Raw genomic sequence first — 15,357 nt, forward strand, 5'->3', positions numbered from 1 at the left:
GGGCCACCTGGTTCCCGGTAGGGCCCCCGCCCCCGCGCCCGGGGGGGGGGGGGGGGGGCGGGGGCGGGGGGGGCCCGGGGGGGGGCCGGGGGGCGGGGCGGCCCCCCCCCCGGGCGGGGGGGCGCCCCTCTCTCGTACGTGCGGTGGGTCAGTTCACGCGCAGGGACTCGGTGAACTCCAGGCAGGCGGCGTGGTCGGGCAGCAGCCCGGTCTCGATCGCCTCGGCCAGCGACGGGGCGGCCTCGTCGCGGGCGGACAGCTGCGGGACGTCCGCCGGCCACTCGATGCCCAGGTCGGGGTCGAGGGGGTGGACCGAGTGCTCGCCGGTCGGGTTGTACGCCTCCGAGCAGAGGTACGAGAGCGTGGCGTCGTCGCTCAGCGCGCAGAAGCCGTGCCCCAGGCCCTCGGGGATGTAGACCGCGCGGCGGTCCACGTCGTCCAGGCGGACGCCTTCCCACTTGCCGAAGGTGGGGGAGCCGACCCGCAGGTCGACGATGACGTCGAGCACGGCGCCGCGTACGCAGGTCACGTACTTGGCCTGGCCGCGCGGCACGTCGGCGAAGTGGATGCCGCGGACCACGCCCGCGGAGGAGACCGAGAGGTTCGCCTGCGCCAGGTTCAGCGGGTGCCCGACGACCTCGGCCAGCCGGTCGAAGCGGTACCACTCGGTGAACAGGCCGCGCGGGTCGCCGTGCAGCTGCGGGGTGACCTCGAAGGCACCCGCTATGGAGAGTTCGCGGAACTTCATCGGGCGTCCTCCTCGTCGAGCAGCGTCAACAGGTAGTTGCCGTAGCCGCTCTTGGTGAGGGGCTCGGCGAGCGCGCGCAGCTGCGTCGAGTCGATCAGGCCGGCCCGCCAGGCCGCCTCCTCGATGCAACCGATCTTGAAGCCCTGGCGCTCCTCGATCACGCGGACGAACTCGGAGGCCTGGACCATCGACACGAAGGTGCCGGTGTCGAGCCAGGCGGTACCGCGGTCGAGGATGGTGACGTTCAGCTCGCCGGCCTGGAGGTACGCGTCGTTGACGGCGGTGATCTCCAGCTCGCCGCGGGCGCTGGGCTTCAGGCCGCGGGCGATCTCGACGACCTGGTTGTCGTAGAAGTAGAGACCCGGGACCGCGTAGCGGGACTTGGGCTTCTCCGGCTTCTCCTCGATGGAGATGGCCTGGCCGTTCTCGTCGAACTCGACCACGCCGTACGCGGTGGGGTCCGCCACCGGGTACGCGAACACGCGGCCGCCCTTGGCGCCGGTGTGCTGGGCGAGGCGGGTGCCGAGGCCACTGCCGTGGAAGATGTTGTCGCCGAGGATCAGCGCGACGGACTCGTCACCGATGAAGTCGGCGCCGAGGACGAAGGCCTGGGCGATGCCCTCCGGGCGCTCCTGGACGGCGTACTCCAGCCGCAGGCCGAACTGCGAACCGTCGCCGAGCAGCCGCTCGAACTGGTCGCGGTCTTCGGGGGTGGTGATGATCAGGATTTCGCTGATGCCCGCCATCACCAGGGTGGAGAGGGGGTAATAGATCATCGGCTTGTCGAAGACGGGCAGCAACTGCTTCGAGACGGCCCGGGTCAACGGCCAGAGTCGCGATCCGGTGCCACCGGCCAAAAGGATTCCACGCATGGGTGAACCCTATGCGAGAGCGTGCGGGGGAGCCGAGCCAAGGGAATGTGACGTTCGGCAGGCCGCTAGACTCTTCGTATTATGCGCATCCTCGTGACCGGCGGCGCCGGCTTCATCGGTTCAGAATTCGTCCGCCAGCAGCTCGGTGCAGATGCCACGGCGCAGATCACTGTCTTCGACAAGCTGACCTACTCGGGCGTCGAGGCCAACCTCGCTCCGGTCGCGGATCACCCCGGATACACCTTCGTCAAGGGCGACATCTGCGACGCCGAGGCCGTCGACCAGGTGATGGCCGGCCACGACGTCGTCGTGCACTTCGCCGCCGAGTCCCACGTGGACCGCTCCATCGCCGGCGCGGGCCCCTTCGTGATGACCAACGTCGTCGGCACGCAGGTCCTCCTCGACTCCGCGCGCAAGCACGGCGTCGGCCGCTTCGTCCACATCTCCACCGACGAGGTCTACGGCTCGATCGGCGAGGGCTCGTGGACGGAGGAGTGGCCGCTGGTGCCCAACTCCCCGTACTCCGCCTCCAAGGCGTCGTCCGACCTGCTGGCGCTGGCCTACCACCGCACCCACGGCATGGACGTGGTGGTCACCCGCTGCTCCAACAACTACGGGCACTACCAGTTCCCGGAGAAGGTCATCCCGCTGTTCGTCTCGAACCTGATGGACGGCAAGAAGGTCCCGCTGTACGGCAACGGCGGCAACGTCCGCGACTGGCTGCACGTCTCCGACCACTGCCGCGGCATCGACCTGGCCATGCGCAAGGGCCGCGCCGGCGAGGTCTACAACATCGGCGGCGGCACCGAGCTCACCAACAAGGAGCTCACCGGCGTCCTGCTGGAGGCCGCCGGCCTCGGCTGGGAGATGGTCGAGCAGGTCGAGGACCGCAAGGGCCACGACCTCCGCTACTCCATCGACATCAGCAAGATCGGCGCCGAGCTGGGCTACGCCCCGCAGGTCACCTTCGAGGACGGCATCAAGGCCACCATCGACTGGTACCGCGAGAACCGCGCCTGGTGGGAGCCGCTGAAGGCGAAGGCGGCCCTGCAGAAGTGAAGACGAACCCGCGAGCCGGGCGCTGGCTCGTCACCGGCGCCGCCGGGATGCTCGGCCAGGACGTCCTGGCCGTACTGAAGGCCTCCGGGATCGACGCCGTGGGCCTGCGCCGCGCCGACCTCGACATCACCGACCCGGCCGCCGTCCGGGCCGCGGTCGAGGGCGTCACCGTGGTCGTGAACTGCGCCGCCTGGACCGACGTGGACGGCGCCGAGACCGCCGAGGAAGCCGCCACCGCCGTCAACGGCACCGGCGTGCGCGTCCTCGCCGAGGCCTGCGCCGACGCCCACGTGCGCCTGCTGCACGTCTCCACCGACTACGTGCTGCCCGGCGACGCCTCGGAGCCCTACCGCGAGGACACCGCCACCGGGCCCGTGAACGCGTACGGCCGCTCCAAGCTGGTCGGCGAGCAGGCCGTGACCGAACTGCTGCCGCAGGACGGCTACGTGGTCCGCACCGCCTGGCTGTACGGCGAGCACGGCCCCAACTTCGTCGCCACCATGCTGAAGCTGGCCGCCCAGCGGGACACCCTCGACGTCGTCGACGACCAGCACGGCCAGCCCACCTGGTCCTACGCGCTGGCCCGCCGGCTCGTCGAGCTCGGCCAGGCCGCCCTGAAGGGCCAGGCCATGGGCGGGATCTACCACGGCACCGCGAGCGGCCGGACCACCTGGATGGGGCTCGCCCGCGAGACCTACCGCCTCGGCGGGCTCGACCCCGAGCGGATCCGGCCGACCACCTCCGAGGCCTTCGTCCGCCCCGCCGTCCGTCCCGCCTTCAGCGTGCTCGCGCACGACCGCTGGGACGAGGCCGGACTGGCCCCGCTCGCCGACTGGCGCGAACAGCTGGCCGAGGCCCTGGCCACGCCCGGCTTCGCCGCGCTGGCCGCACAGGCCCGGGACGGCGCCGCGGGATGAAAGCCCTGCTGAACAAGTTGAGCGCGGCGCTGCCGCCGGGCACCGTCGCGGTGGCCGGCGGCACCGTCGTGCTCGGCGCGGCCTCCTACGCCCACCTGGGCGTGGCCGGCCACAGCCTGTCCGACTCGGGCTACGCGAACGTCTCGGTGCTGTGGACGATCGTGATGTCCATCGGCATCGGCATCTTCTTCCCGATGGAGCAGGAACTCACCCGGATCGTCTCCGCCCGTGTGGTCCTCGGCCAGGGCGCCGCCCCGGTGCTGCGCCGGGCCGGCCTGCTCACCGCGGGCATCCTCGGCGCGACCCTCCTCGTCCTCGTCCTCGGCGCCGGATCCATCGCCGACCTGCTGTTCCACGGGGACCGCGCCCTGGTGGCGGCGCTCGGCAGCGCCTTCGCCGGCATGGCCCTGTGCTACCTCACCCGCGGTGTCCTGGCCGGCCTCGGCCTGTTCGGCGCGTACGGCACCCAACTCGCCGTCGACGGCGGCCTGCGCATCGTGCTGGCCTTCGGCTGCGCCCTGCTCGGCCTGCACTCGGCGCTCGCCTTCAGCCTCATCCTGGCGCTCGCGCCGGTCATCGCGACGCTGGTCACCCTGCCCGCGCTGCTGCGCGCGGTCGGCCCCGGCGAACCGATCGCCTGGCGCGACCTGTGCAGCGGCCTCGGCCTGCTCGTCTGCGCGACCCTGCTGTCCCAGGTGGTCGTCAACGCGGCCGTCATGAGCACCAAGCTGCTGGCCCCCTCCGACAGCGCGCTGATCGCGGCGCTGATGAGCGCGACCGTGCTCGCGCGGGTGCCGCTCTTCGTCTTCGGCTCGCTCCAGGCCTCGCTGCTCAGCGGCCTCACCGCCGCGTTCACGGCCGGCGACCGGGTGGCGTTCTGGGCGATGCTGCGCCGGATCGCCATGGTCGTCGCCGCCCTCGGACTGCTCGGCGGCGTACCGGCCACGGTCCTCGGCCCCTGGCTCATCGAGGTGCTCTTCGGCACCGAGGACCCGGTGCTGGGCAACTTCGACTTCTTCCTGCTGTCCGCGGGCACCGCGGCGTACATGTTCGCGATGGTCCTCGGACAGGCGCTCATGGTATTCAAGCGGCACAACCTGCAGCTGCTCTCCTGGGCCCTCGGCACGGCGGTCCTGGTGGGCATCACTCTGATACCGGGCGACGTGGCCGTGCGCGTGATCGTCGCCTACGCCCTCGGTTCGACCGCCACCGTCCTCGCTATGCTGGCAGCCCTCAGGCTGAGCTTCCCCGGAGCCGCCGCCGCAGCCGGTGAAGGCCCCCGGCAGCTGGCCGACACCGGCACCCCGGGCGTGGGAGCGGTCGGGAAATGACCATGCCGCCCCACGACGTCACACCGATCACCGAGCACTCGTTTGTGCCACATCCCGCTGGAGCTACCGTGTCCCAATACGACGATGTCTGGCTGGTCATACCGGCCTATAACGAGGGCCAGGTGATCGCCGACGTGGTCGAGGGGGCCCGCAAGACGTTCCCCAACATCGTCGTCGTCGACGACGGCAGCACCGACGACTCGGCCAAGCACATAGCCACCACCGGCGCCCACCTGGTGCGCCACCCGGTCAACCTCGGCCAGGGCGCTGCCCTGCAGACCGGCCTCACCTACGCGCTCGCCCAGCCCGGCGCCCGCTACTTCGCCACCTTCGACGCCGACGGTCAGCACCAGACCAAGGACGTCGAGACGATGGTCGGCGTGCTCCGCCGCGACGAGGCCGACGTCGTGCTCGGCTCCCGCTTCATCGAGCAGAACGGCCAGGTGCCGTGGATCAAGCAGGTCGTGCTGCGCACGGCCGCCGCCGTCAGCCCGACCGCGCGCAAGCTCAAGCTCACCGACGCGCACAACGGTCTGCGCGTGCTGGGCCGGGAGGCCGCCGAGCAGCTGAACATCACCATGAACGGCATGGCCCACGCGTCCGAGCTCGTCGGCTTCCTCGCCGGCTCCACGCTGCGCGTCACCGAGGTGCCGGTGGACATCCTCTACACCGACTACTCACGCGCCAAGGGTCAGTCCCTGATCAACGGCGTCAACATCCTTTTTGACATTTCGCTGCGGGAGCGTGGGCGTCGATGAAGTACTTCTGGATCCAGCTGGTCCTGATCGTCGGCTCGGTGTCGATGGCCCTGATGTTCATCCGGACCTGGGGCCAGGCGAAGAACCGGGCGTGGAAGCGCATCGCGTTCTCGGCCTTCGTCATCGTCAACGTCTACGCGGTGCTCCGCCCGACCGACGTCACCTGGCTCGCCCAGCAGCTCGGCGTCGGCCGCGGCACCGACCTGGTGCTGTACGTGATGGTGCTCGCGATGGGCTTCCTCACGCTCAACACCTTCCTGCGCTTCCGCTCCCTGGAGAAGAAGATCACCGACCTCGCCCGGACGGTGGCCATCAACGAGGGCGTCCGGCACAACGACGAGCGCCTGGGCCCGGACACCGTCGTCGCGCAGGCGACCCCGGAATCCGCCGCCGGCTCCAAGGCCGAGGCCGAGGCCGGCGCCGGCTCCGACTCCGTGAAGGCCTGAACCAGCATGGTGACCTTCGACTTCATGCTCCCCTACTACGGGGACGTGCAGCTGATGCAGGACGCCGTCCGCAGCGTCCTGGCGCAGACGGACCGGGACTTCCGCCTCGTCGTGATCGACGACGGCAAGGAGCCCGACGTACCCGGCTGGTTCGCACAGCTCGGTGACGACCGCGTCCACTACACGCGCAACGAGCAGAACCTCGGCATCACCAAGAACTTCCAGAAGTGCGTGCGGCTGTCCGAGGCCGACTACGTCGTCATCATGGGCTGCGACGACCTGCTGCACCCGCACTACCTGGAGACCGTGCGCGGGATCGTCGGAGCCCGGCCGGGCATCGGCATGGTCCAGCCCGGCGTCGAGGTTATCGACGGCGACGGCAAGGTGACGGCGGGCCTGGCGGACAACACCAAGAAGCGGCTGTACGCACCGCAGGTCAAGGGCCGCCGGCTGATGGCCGGCGAGGAGCTGGCCGCCAGCGTGCTGCGCGGCAACTGGCTCTACTTCCCGTCGATCGCCTGGCGCGGCGAGGCCCTGCGCAAGGTGAACTTCCGCGACGACTACTCGGTGATCCAGGACCTCGCGCTCGTCGTCGACCTGCTCGAAGACGGCCAGGAGATGGTCATCGACAACTCCGCCACCGTGTTCCAGTACCGCCGCCACGCGGTCAGCGAGTCCTCGGTGCAGGCCTTCTCCGGAACCCGCTTCGCCGAGGCCGAGCGGTACTTCTCCGCGGTCGCCGCGCGCATGGACGCCCGGGGCTGGCCGAAGGCGGCCCGCGCGGCCCGCTTCCACAGCGCCTCCCGTCTGCACGCGCTGACGATGCTCCCCGGAGCCCTGCGCCGCGGACACAAGGAGGGCGCTCGTACGCTGGCGAAGCACGCCTTCACCTCCGGCCAGAACTGAGCCGACTCCGCCCACCATGAAACGGACTGAGATGACACACCTGGCCCCCGAGGAGGTCGGTGAGGCCGGCGCTCCGGCGCAGCGGCCTGCCGAACCGGCCCAAGGCACGAGCCGCTTGTCCCCCTCGCGGAGCGAGGCGTGGCTGTCCCGGCGGTGGGTGCAGGCCCTGGCCGAGGTCGTCGTCAGTCTGGTGGCAGCCCTCGGGTTCACGCTCCTGAGCACGCACATCAGCGTGAACCCGCTCGTCCGCGTCGGTCAGGTCAGCGGCCTCGCCAAGCTCCAGATGTACGCGGCCGTGCTCGGCCTGCCCCTGCTCGCGGTCCTGCTCTACACCGCCTACCGCGGCAACCTCGGCCGCCACCAGCTGGTCAAGCGCCTGGTGTGCGCCGCCCTGGCCGGCCTCGCCACCGGCGTGCTGGCGGGCGGCGTCGTCGTCGCCCTGCGCGGTACGCCCTGGGGCCTCGGCGGCCAGGAGGGCGACCCGAGCGCCCTGATCGCCATGGCCAACTCCTTCCTGCACGGCGAGGGCCCGTCGGGCATCTACCCGCCGCTCTTCCCCGGCCTGATGGCCGTCTGGGCGAAGCTCCGCTACGACGGCGCCGGCGGCACCGGGTTCGCCCTCAAGGACTTCCAGATCTTCTTCACCGCGATCGCGGGCCCGATGACGTACCTGGCCTGGCGGCTGCTGCTCCGGCCGTTCTGGGCGCTGCTGATCGCCGTGCCCTCGGCCATCCTCTTCATGGACCCGATCCGCCCGTACAGCCACGCCAGCATGCTCGTCCTGCTGCCGCTGCTCGGCTACACGCTGCGCGAGATGCGCCGTGCCGGCGAGCGGCCGCTGCGCCGGGTGCTGCTCCAGGGAGCCGTCCTCGGCCTCGTCTTCGGCGTGGTCTTCCTCTGGTACTCCGGCTGGTACGTGTGGGCCGCGCCCGGCGTGTTCATGCTGGCCCTGTGCATCTTCCCGTGGCGGGCCGGCAAGGCGGTGGTCAAGCGGACCGCCGCGTTCGTCGGCGCCACCCTGCTGACGGCCGGCATCGTGGGCGCCCCGCTGATCTACCAGATGGCCCGGCTCGGCTCCCAGACCCCGGACCGCTACGCCTTCCTGGCCGCGTACGTCGACCCGGCGTACGTCCTGGGCTGGGTGTCCGACCGCTCCGGCAAGCTGGAGTACCAGACCTGGCCGGTGGCCGGCGAGATGGCGGGCCAGAGCGGCTTCGCGCTGCTGCTGCTGTTTGCCGTGGGCCTGGGCGTCGGCCTGGCGCTGCGCAACATCATGGTCCTGACCGCCGCCGCCACGCTGGCCGGCGCCTGGCTGGCCCGCTTCTGGTTCGCCTCGCACATGGCGCACGACAAGGCCGTGCAGCTCTTCCCGCGCACCACCTGGATCATCATGTACTGCCTGATGATCCTGGCCGTCCTCGGCATGATGGCCGTGGTGAACCGGAGCTCCGGCTGGGCCGAGCGCACCCTGCGGCCGAGCGGCGCGGCCCCGGCCGCCCGCGTCGTGCCCCGACGGGTCGTCGCGCAGCTCGCGGCCGGCATGGTGTGCGCGATCGCGCTGTTCGCCACGATGGGCGCGTCCTGGTCGGTCAACCGGTACATGCCGCAGTCCGACAACATGACGATGGGCATCGACGCCTGGCGGGCCCACACCATCAAGAAGGCCGACGGCACCTGCCCGCGCTTCGCGCCGGACAAGAAGAAGTGCGCGGACATCGTCACGAACGAGTGGAAGCAGAACGCCGACGACGGCGAGATCTGGTGCGGTGGCATCGGTCCGCTGAACTGGCAGGCCGTCTGCGGGCGCAAGGCGCCGGCGTCGGAGCTGAAGAAGGAAGAAGAGGCGCAGAAGGAGCGGGAGAAGGCGAACAAGTAGCCTTCGTCCCAACCGAGGACCCCCGTCCCGCAGTTCGCCGCGGACCGGGGGTCCTCGCGTATCCGCACCCCTGTTCGCCCGATACCGACCCCCGTGATCACGCCGACGCGGGCGGCCAGTAGCATCCGCCCGGTCAGGCATTACTTCTGGCATCACCACAGGGGCGGGGACGGAAAACTTGAAAATAGGTCGTGTGCGCGGGACGGCTCTGGCCGCCGCGCTCGGGGTCGTGGCGGTTCTCGGCATCCAGGGCGTCGCCAGCGGAACGGGTGCCTCCGACGGGGGAGAGGTGTCGCCCTACAGCACCCGCGCCCGTGAGAAGGGGCCGGTCGAGGGCGAACTGCACCGGCTCGCACTGAAGCCCAAGGGCAGGGGCGAGGCCGTCCTCTCCCAGCAGGGCACCGAGCCCTTCGGACTCCTCGGCGTCTCCTGGAGCGACCCCGAGGCCGAGGTCAAGGGGAAGATCGAGGCCCGCACCCGCGACGCCGACACCGGCAAGTGGTCGAAGTGGGTCGAGCTGGAGCAGGCCGAGTCCGGTCTCGACGGCAAGCGCCCCGGGCTGCGCGGAGCCACCGAGCCGGTCTGGGTCGGTCCGTCCGACGGAGCCGAGGTACGGGTGTCCGGCGGCGCCGAGCTGCCCGCCGGCATGGAACTGAACCTGGTCGACCCGGGTGCCGGCGGCGCGAAGGCGAAGAAGAAGGGCAACCTGGGCCTCGGTCCGGCCGCCTTCGCCCTCCCCGCGGCCGACCCCGTGCCGACCCCGCAGGCCCCGCCGACCACGCCGGGACCGGAGTCGACCGCCCCGCGGCCGGACGTGGTCTCGCGCGTGCAGTGGGGCGCGGACGAGTCCCTGAACAACGAGGGCCCGATCTACCTCGCCGGAGCGAAGATCAAGGCGGTCTTCGTCCACCACACCGCCGCCACCACGCCGTACGAGTGCTCCGAGTCCGCTGCCATCGTCCGGAGCATCCACAAGTACCACGTGGAGATCGAGAAGTGGCGCGACCTCGGCTACAACTTCCTCGTCGACAAGTGCGGCACGGTCTTCGAGGGCCGTCAGGGCGGCGTGGACCAGCCCGTCCAGGGCGCGCACACCTACGGCTGGAACTCCGAGTCGACGAGCGTCTCGATCCTCGGTGACTACACGGACGCGGGGGCCTCGCCCGCCGCGCTCGAAGCCGTCTCCAAGGTCGCCGCGTACAAGCTCGGCCAGTACGACGGCGACATGAACGGCACGGCGACGCTGACCGCCGGCGCCACCCAGAAGAACTTCTTCGGCAAGAGCTACACCGCCGGGCAGCAGTACGAGTTCAAGTCGCTCTCGGGCCACCGGGACGGCTTCAACACCCAGTGCCCGGGCAACTCCCTCTACCCGCAGCTGGAGGCGCTCCGCCAGACGGGCCCTGCGGCCCAGCTGAAGCTAGCCTCGGTGAACGGGGCGCCGGCCGTGCCGGGAGCCACCTACCCGGGCGGCGCGGCCCTGACGGTCGACTGGACCACCAGCACGGCCAGCGGCGCGCTGAACAAGTTCGAGCTGCTGGTGGACGGTGAGGCCACCGCCGTCACCGACGGCACCACCCGCAAGGCGACCGTGGTCGTGACCAACGGCAAGCACGAGGTCCGGGTCCGCGCGACTGCCGCGAACGGCAAGGTCTCCACGAGCCTCGCGGTCACGGTCGAAGCGGACGTCAAGGGCGCCAAGTTCGTCCCCCTCGCGCCGAAGCGCCTGATGGACACCCGTACCGGCCTGGGCGTCCGCTCCGGCCCCGTGGGCACCGCCGGCGTGGTCACCCTGCCGGTGGCCGCCGCCACCGGTGGCACGCCCACCGCGGTGGTGCTGAACGTGACCGCGACCAACCCGACGCAGCCGAGCTTCGTGTCGGTGTACCCGAGCGGTACGACCCGCTCCAGTGCCTCGAACCTGAACTTCACCCCGGGCCAGACGATCCCCAACCTGGTGGTCGTCCCGGTGGTGGACGGCAAGGTCAGCTTCTACAACAACCAGGGCAACGTCGACCTGATCGCGGACGTCACCGGCTACTTCACCTCCGAGGGTGAGGGCGCCACGCAGACCAACTTCGGCCCGAAGCGGCTGATGGACACCCGTACCGGCCTCGGCGTTCCGGCCGGCCCGGTCGGCACCGCCGGCGTGGTCACCCTGCCCGTGGCGGGCGTCGACGGCATCCCGGCCACCGGCGTCAAGGCCGTGGTGCTGAACGTGACGGCGACCAACCCGACGCAGCCGAGCTACGTGTCGGTCTTCCCGAGCGGTACGACCCGCTCCAGCGCCTCGAACCTGAACTTCACCCCGGGCCAGACGATCCCCAACCTGGTGGTCGTCCCGGTGGTGGACGGCAAGGTCAGCTTCTACAACAACCAGGGCAACGTCGACCTGATCGCGGACATCACCGGCTACTTCTCGGACAGTGCCGAGGGCGCCGTGCACGCGAACCTCGGCCCGAAGCGGCTGATGGACACCCGCACCGGCCTCGGCGTCCGGAAGGGCCCGGTCACCGGGGGCGACGTGGTCACGCTGCCCGTGGCGGGCGTCAGCGGCATCCCGGCCACCGGGATCAAGGCCGTGGTGCTGAACGTGACGGCGACCAACCCGACCGAGGCGAGCTACGTGTCGGTCTTCCCGAGCGGCACGACGCGCTCCAGCGCCTCGAACCTGAACGTCACGGCTGGCCTGACGATCCCCAACCTGGTGGTCGTCCCGGTGGTGGACGGCAAGGTCAGCTTCTACAACAACAGCGGATCCGTGGATCTCATCGCGGACATCACGGGGTACTTCAGCTAGTGGCGTGAACGCGCCTTTTCGCAGGTGAGGGGCTCCACACCGCAAGGTGCGGGGCCCCTCACGCATGCCGGGGCCGGGAACGGAAACAGGGGAGACAGGGGACATGGGGAAGAACGAGGACGACAGGGCCGGCATCTCCGACGAGGAGCTGGCCCGGTTCATGGAGCAGGCCGCCCGGGGCGCGGGGAACGCCCCGACGGAGCCCTCCGCCCGGGCCAGGATGGTGACCGAGCGGCTGCGCGCCACGCAGGGGCAGGAGCCGCCGGGCTGGCGGACCGGGCCCGTACGGCGGGAGCGCCGGCGCCCCGGGCGGCTGGGGGCCGCCCTGGCCGTCCTCGGCGTCGCCGGGCTCGCGCTGATCGCCGTACGGCCCGAGCTGGTGATCGACCGGATCACCGGCAGGACGGAGGCCCGCCAGGAGGCCCGGAACGCCGCTCCGCTGCCCGGGGAGTCCGGACGGCCGACCGCCCCGCCGCCGTCCACCGCGCCCGACCAGCCGACCCTGCAGGAACCTTTCCGCGGCTCTCCGGCCCTCCAGTGGGCCGACGGGGCCGCCGGCATCGAGGTCCCCGCGGCCACGGCCGTCGGGGGCATGTCCCAGCAGCAGGTCGCGGACGCCCTGGAGAAGACCAGGCAGTTCCTGATCGCGACCAGTCTCGACCCGGCCACGCTGCGCGGGGAGCGCCCGGCCGCCGCCCTGGCGATCCTGGACCCCAAGCAGCCGGAGGTCCCGCAGCGGCTGGAGCAGTCCCTGGCCAAGCCCACCGCGGAGAACACCCCGGTGATGCTCTTCACCCGCTTCGACCAGGCGAAGGTCAAGCCGGTCGGCGACGTCGTCAAGGTGCGCGGGAGCATGCGCGCGGAGGCGGGGGACCCCGGGGAACTGCGCGTGGTGACCGACTACACCTTCGTCCACCCCATGACGAACGGCGGCACGAGCGTGCAGCGCACCATCGTGCGCCGGCAGGTCACCCTGAGCCTGCTCGACCCGGCGCGCTGGGAGGCCACCCGGGGCAGGCTCCAGCTGAACAAGTACGCCTCGGAGTGGTCGAACGTCGAGTGCGACACCGCAGACGGCTTCCTCCACCCGGACTTCCCGCGGGAGGCCCCGGCCGGGCCGGCGCCCAGCGGTCCCGCAGTGGACCCGTACGACCGCAGCAGGGACATCCAGGGCGAAGGGTGCGGGACGGTCACACGCTCCTGACCGGGGGAGAGGCCCCGCCGGGCGATGTGCGTGGTGCAGTTTGACCACTCAGCGTGGCGGGGTATTCTCTTCGGCCCGATTGGCCAGGTACGTGCCTCGTATGGCAGACTACTCAAGTTGCTCGGCTGAGTGCCGATGCTGCGCGCCTCCCGCCGGGAGGACCGGAAGCGAGTCCCACAGTACTCGTCGTCCTTAATCTGCCTCTCGGGGCAGCAATGGGGACGGACGTACGGGAATCTTCTGGGAAGCGTCAGCACGGTGCCCACCAGGCACTCGGTGGGTGTTTCTCCCCCGAAACGCGGTCACAGGGACCGCACCCCCTTGGACGAGGGAATTTCCGTATGGGAATTTTCTGTAGAGGGAGTGCGACACGCCCGACCGCGTGGGTCGGAGAGAAGCGGTGGAGGGATCCACAGCCGACCGAGGGCCAGAGCGTTTCCACATACAGACAGGACTACGGAGTAGCCATGGCGGGACAGAAGATCCGCATCCGGCTCAAGGCCTACGACCACGAGGTCATCGATTCCTCGGCGAAGAAGATCGTCGAGACGGTGACGCGCACTGGTGCGTCGGTCGCGGGCCCGGTGCCGCTGCCCACTGAGAAGAACGTGTACTGCGTCATCAAGTCGCCGCACAAGTACAAGGACTCGCGCGAGCACTTCGAGATGCGCACGCACAAGCGCCTGATCGACATCCTCGACCCGACCCCCAAGACCGTTGACTCGCTGATGCGCCTGGACCTTCCGGCCGGCGTTGACATCGAGATCAAGCTCTGAGAGGCGTCGAGAAGATGGCAAAGCAGATCAAGGGCGTCCTGGGCGAGAAGCTCGGCATGACCCAGGTCTGGGACGAGAACAACCGTGTCGTCCCGGTGACCGTGGTCAAGGCCGGACCCTGCGTCGTTACCCAGGTCCGTAAGAACGACATCGACGGCTACGAGTCGGTCCAGATCGCCTTCGGCGAGATCGACCCGCGCAAGGTGAACAAGCCCCTCAAGGGCCACTTCGCCAAGGCCGACGTGACCCCCCGCCGCCACCTGGTGGAGCTCCGCACCTCCGACGCCAGCGAGTACACGCTCGGCCAGGAGATCACCGCCGCTGTGTTCGAGTCGGGCGTCAAGGTTGACGTCACGGGCAACAGCAAGGGCAAGGGCTTCGCCGGTGTCATGAAGCGTCACAACTTCAAGGGCCTCGGCGCCGGTCACGGTGTCCAGCGCAAGCACCGCTCCCCCGGTTCGATCGGTGGCTGCGCCACCCCTGGGCGTGTCTTCAAGGGCATGCGCATGGCCGGTCGCATGGGTAACGAGCGTGTCACCACCCAGAACCTGACCATCCACGCGGTTGACGCGGAGAAGGGTCTGCTCCTCATCAAGGGTGCGGTCCCCGGTCCGAACGGCGGCCTCGTCCTGGTCCGTACCGCGGCCAAGGGGGCTTGAGGTAATGAGCACCATTGACATCCTTTCGCCGGCAGGCGACAAGGCCGGTACCGTCGAGCTCCCCGCGGAGATCTTCGACGCGAAGACCAGCGTTCCGCTGATCCACCAGGTCGTTGTCGCTCAGCTGGCTGCTGCCCGTCAGGGCACGCACAAGACCAAGCGTCGTGGCGAAGTCCGTGGTGGTGGCCGCAAGCCGTACCGCCAGAAGGGCACCGGCCGCGCGCGCCAGGGTTCGACCCGTGCACCGCAGTTCGTCGGCGGTGGCGTTGTCCACGGCCCGCAGCCGCGTGACTACTCCCAGCGGACCCCCAAGAAGATGAAGGCCGCCGCTCTCCGCGGTGCCCTCTCGGACCGTGCGCGTCACTCCCGCATCCACGTCGTCACCGGCGTGGTCGAGGGTGCCGCCTCCACGAAGGCCGCCAAGACGCTGTTCGGCAAGATCTCGGAGCGCAAGAACCTGCTCCTGGTCGTCGACCGCGCCGACGAGGCCGCGTGGCTGTCCGCCCGCAACCTGCCCCAGGTTCACATCCTGGAGCCGGGCCAGCTGAACACGTACGACGTGATCGTCTCTGACGACGTGGTCTTCACTCAGGCCGCTTTCGAGTCCTTCGTGTCTGGCCCCAAGGCCGATGAGACCGAAGGGAGCGACGCCTGATGTCTGAGGCGACCGTTACCAGCAAGACCTTCACTGACCCGCGCGACCTGCTGATCAAGCCGGTTGTCTCGGAGAAGAGCTACGCGCTGCTGGACGAGAACAAGTACACGTTCATCGTCGCGCCCGGCTCCAACAAGACCCAGATCAAGCAGGCCGTGGAAGCGGTCTTCGGGGTCAAGGTCACCGGGGTCAACACGATCAACCGTCAGGGTAAGCGCAAGCGCACCAAGACCGGTTTCGGCAAGCGCGCTGACACCAAGCGCGCCATCGTGACCCTCGCTGAGGGCGACCGAATCGACATCTTCGGCGGCCAGGCCTCCTAACGGAGGTCTAGTCGTCCGGAATCGGAC

At 70.2% G+C, this 15,357-nt stretch carries 15 protein-coding genes; 13 read left to right on the plus strand and 2 right to left on the minus strand.

Annotated elements, in window-relative coordinates:
* Positions 1-148 precede the first annotated feature (148 nt).
* Together rfbC and rfbA are read right to left on the minus strand one after the other, a co-directional pair.
* The gene (gene rfbC / locus ACFYZ4_RS16020; protein ID WP_351290802.1) at positions 149-748 is read right to left on the minus strand and encodes a dTDP-4-dehydrorhamnose 3,5-epimerase; all 600 of its coding nucleotides are present in this window, start codon (positions 746-748) and stop codon (positions 149-151) included.
* Positions 745-1,620, minus strand: a complete 876-nt coding sequence (gene rfbA, locus ACFYZ4_RS16025) for a glucose-1-phosphate thymidylyltransferase RfbA (protein WP_351290800.1) — start codon at positions 1,618-1,620, stop codon at positions 745-747. The genes rfbC and rfbA overlap by 4 nt, the downstream gene beginning before the upstream one ends.
* An 81-nt stretch (positions 1,621-1,701) precedes the next feature.
* On the opposite strand from rfbA, the gene rfbB reads away from it, so the two are divergent.
* The 13 genes from rfbB (at position 1,702) to rplW (ending at position 15,330) form a co-directional block, all read left to right on the plus strand.
* The gene (rfbB, locus tag ACFYZ4_RS16030) at positions 1,702-2,679 is read left to right on the plus strand and encodes a dTDP-glucose 4,6-dehydratase (RefSeq protein WP_351290798.1); all 978 of its coding nucleotides are present in this window, start codon (positions 1,702-1,704) and stop codon (positions 2,677-2,679) included.
* The gene (rfbD, locus tag ACFYZ4_RS16035; protein ID WP_351290796.1) at positions 2,676-3,596 is read left to right on the plus strand and encodes a dTDP-4-dehydrorhamnose reductase; all 921 of its coding nucleotides are present in this window, start codon (positions 2,676-2,678) and stop codon (positions 3,594-3,596) included. Before rfbB ends, rfbD begins: the two co-directional genes overlap by 4 nt.
* Positions 3,593-4,927: a lipopolysaccharide biosynthesis protein gene (locus ACFYZ4_RS16040; RefSeq protein WP_384347463.1), complete on the plus strand. Its 1,335-nt coding sequence runs from the start codon at positions 3,593-3,595 to the stop codon at positions 4,925-4,927. Before rfbD ends, ACFYZ4_RS16040 begins: the two co-directional genes overlap by 4 nt.
* A 68-nt stretch (positions 4,928-4,995) precedes the next feature.
* Entirely contained in the window at positions 4,996-5,685 is a 690-nt protein-coding gene (locus ACFYZ4_RS16045) for a glycosyltransferase family 2 protein (protein WP_351290792.1), read from the plus strand.
* Complete coding sequence (locus ACFYZ4_RS16050; protein WP_390784168.1) at positions 5,682-6,131, plus strand: DUF2304 domain-containing protein; 450 nt, start codon at positions 5,682-5,684, stop codon at positions 6,129-6,131. Before ACFYZ4_RS16045 ends, ACFYZ4_RS16050 begins: the two co-directional genes overlap by 4 nt.
* 6 nt (positions 6,132-6,137) lie before the next feature.
* Positions 6,138-7,037: a glycosyltransferase gene (locus tag ACFYZ4_RS16055; RefSeq protein WP_351290788.1), complete on the plus strand. Its 900-nt coding sequence runs from the start codon at positions 6,138-6,140 to the stop codon at positions 7,035-7,037.
* 16 nt (positions 7,038-7,053) lie between these two features.
* Positions 7,054-8,913 (plus strand): hypothetical protein, encoded by a 1,860-nt coding sequence (locus ACFYZ4_RS16060; RefSeq protein WP_384347472.1) that lies wholly within the window; start codon positions 7,054-7,056, stop codon positions 8,911-8,913.
* 193 nt (positions 8,914-9,106) lie between these two features.
* Positions 9,107-11,713 carry a peptidoglycan recognition protein gene (locus tag ACFYZ4_RS16065; RefSeq protein WP_390784169.1) on the plus strand — a complete coding sequence of 869 codons (2,607 nt, stop codon included), beginning with the start codon at positions 9,107-9,109 and terminating at the stop codon, positions 11,711-11,713.
* 103 nt (positions 11,714-11,816) lie between these two features.
* Positions 11,817-12,917 carry a hypothetical protein gene (locus ACFYZ4_RS16070; RefSeq protein ID WP_351290782.1) on the plus strand — a complete coding sequence of 367 codons (1,101 nt, stop codon included), beginning with the start codon at positions 11,817-11,819 and terminating at the stop codon, positions 12,915-12,917.
* Between the two features lie 467 nt (positions 12,918-13,384).
* Positions 13,385-13,693 (plus strand): 30S ribosomal protein S10, encoded by a 309-nt coding sequence (gene rpsJ / locus ACFYZ4_RS16075; RefSeq protein WP_003948644.1) that lies wholly within the window; start codon positions 13,385-13,387, stop codon positions 13,691-13,693.
* A 14-nt stretch (positions 13,694-13,707) separates the two neighbouring features.
* Positions 13,708-14,352 (plus strand): 50S ribosomal protein L3, encoded by a 645-nt coding sequence (gene rplC, locus ACFYZ4_RS16080; RefSeq protein ID WP_215015311.1) that lies wholly within the window; start codon positions 13,708-13,710, stop codon positions 14,350-14,352.
* Positions 14,353-14,356: 4 nt separating this feature from the next.
* Positions 14,357-15,007, plus strand: a complete 651-nt coding sequence (gene rplD / locus ACFYZ4_RS16085; RefSeq protein WP_031146574.1) for a 50S ribosomal protein L4 — start codon at positions 14,357-14,359, stop codon at positions 15,005-15,007.
* Positions 15,007-15,330, plus strand: a complete 324-nt coding sequence (gene rplW, locus ACFYZ4_RS16090; RefSeq protein WP_030154694.1) for a 50S ribosomal protein L23 — start codon at positions 15,007-15,009, stop codon at positions 15,328-15,330. Before rplD ends, rplW begins: the two co-directional genes overlap by 1 nt.
* The last annotated feature ends 27 nt before the right edge of the window (positions 15,331-15,357 follow it).

This window comes from Streptomyces sp. NPDC001513 (assembly GCF_042894695.1).
In the GTDB taxonomy this organism is placed as follows: Bacteria; Actinomycetota; Actinomycetes; order Streptomycetales; family Streptomycetaceae; genus Streptomyces.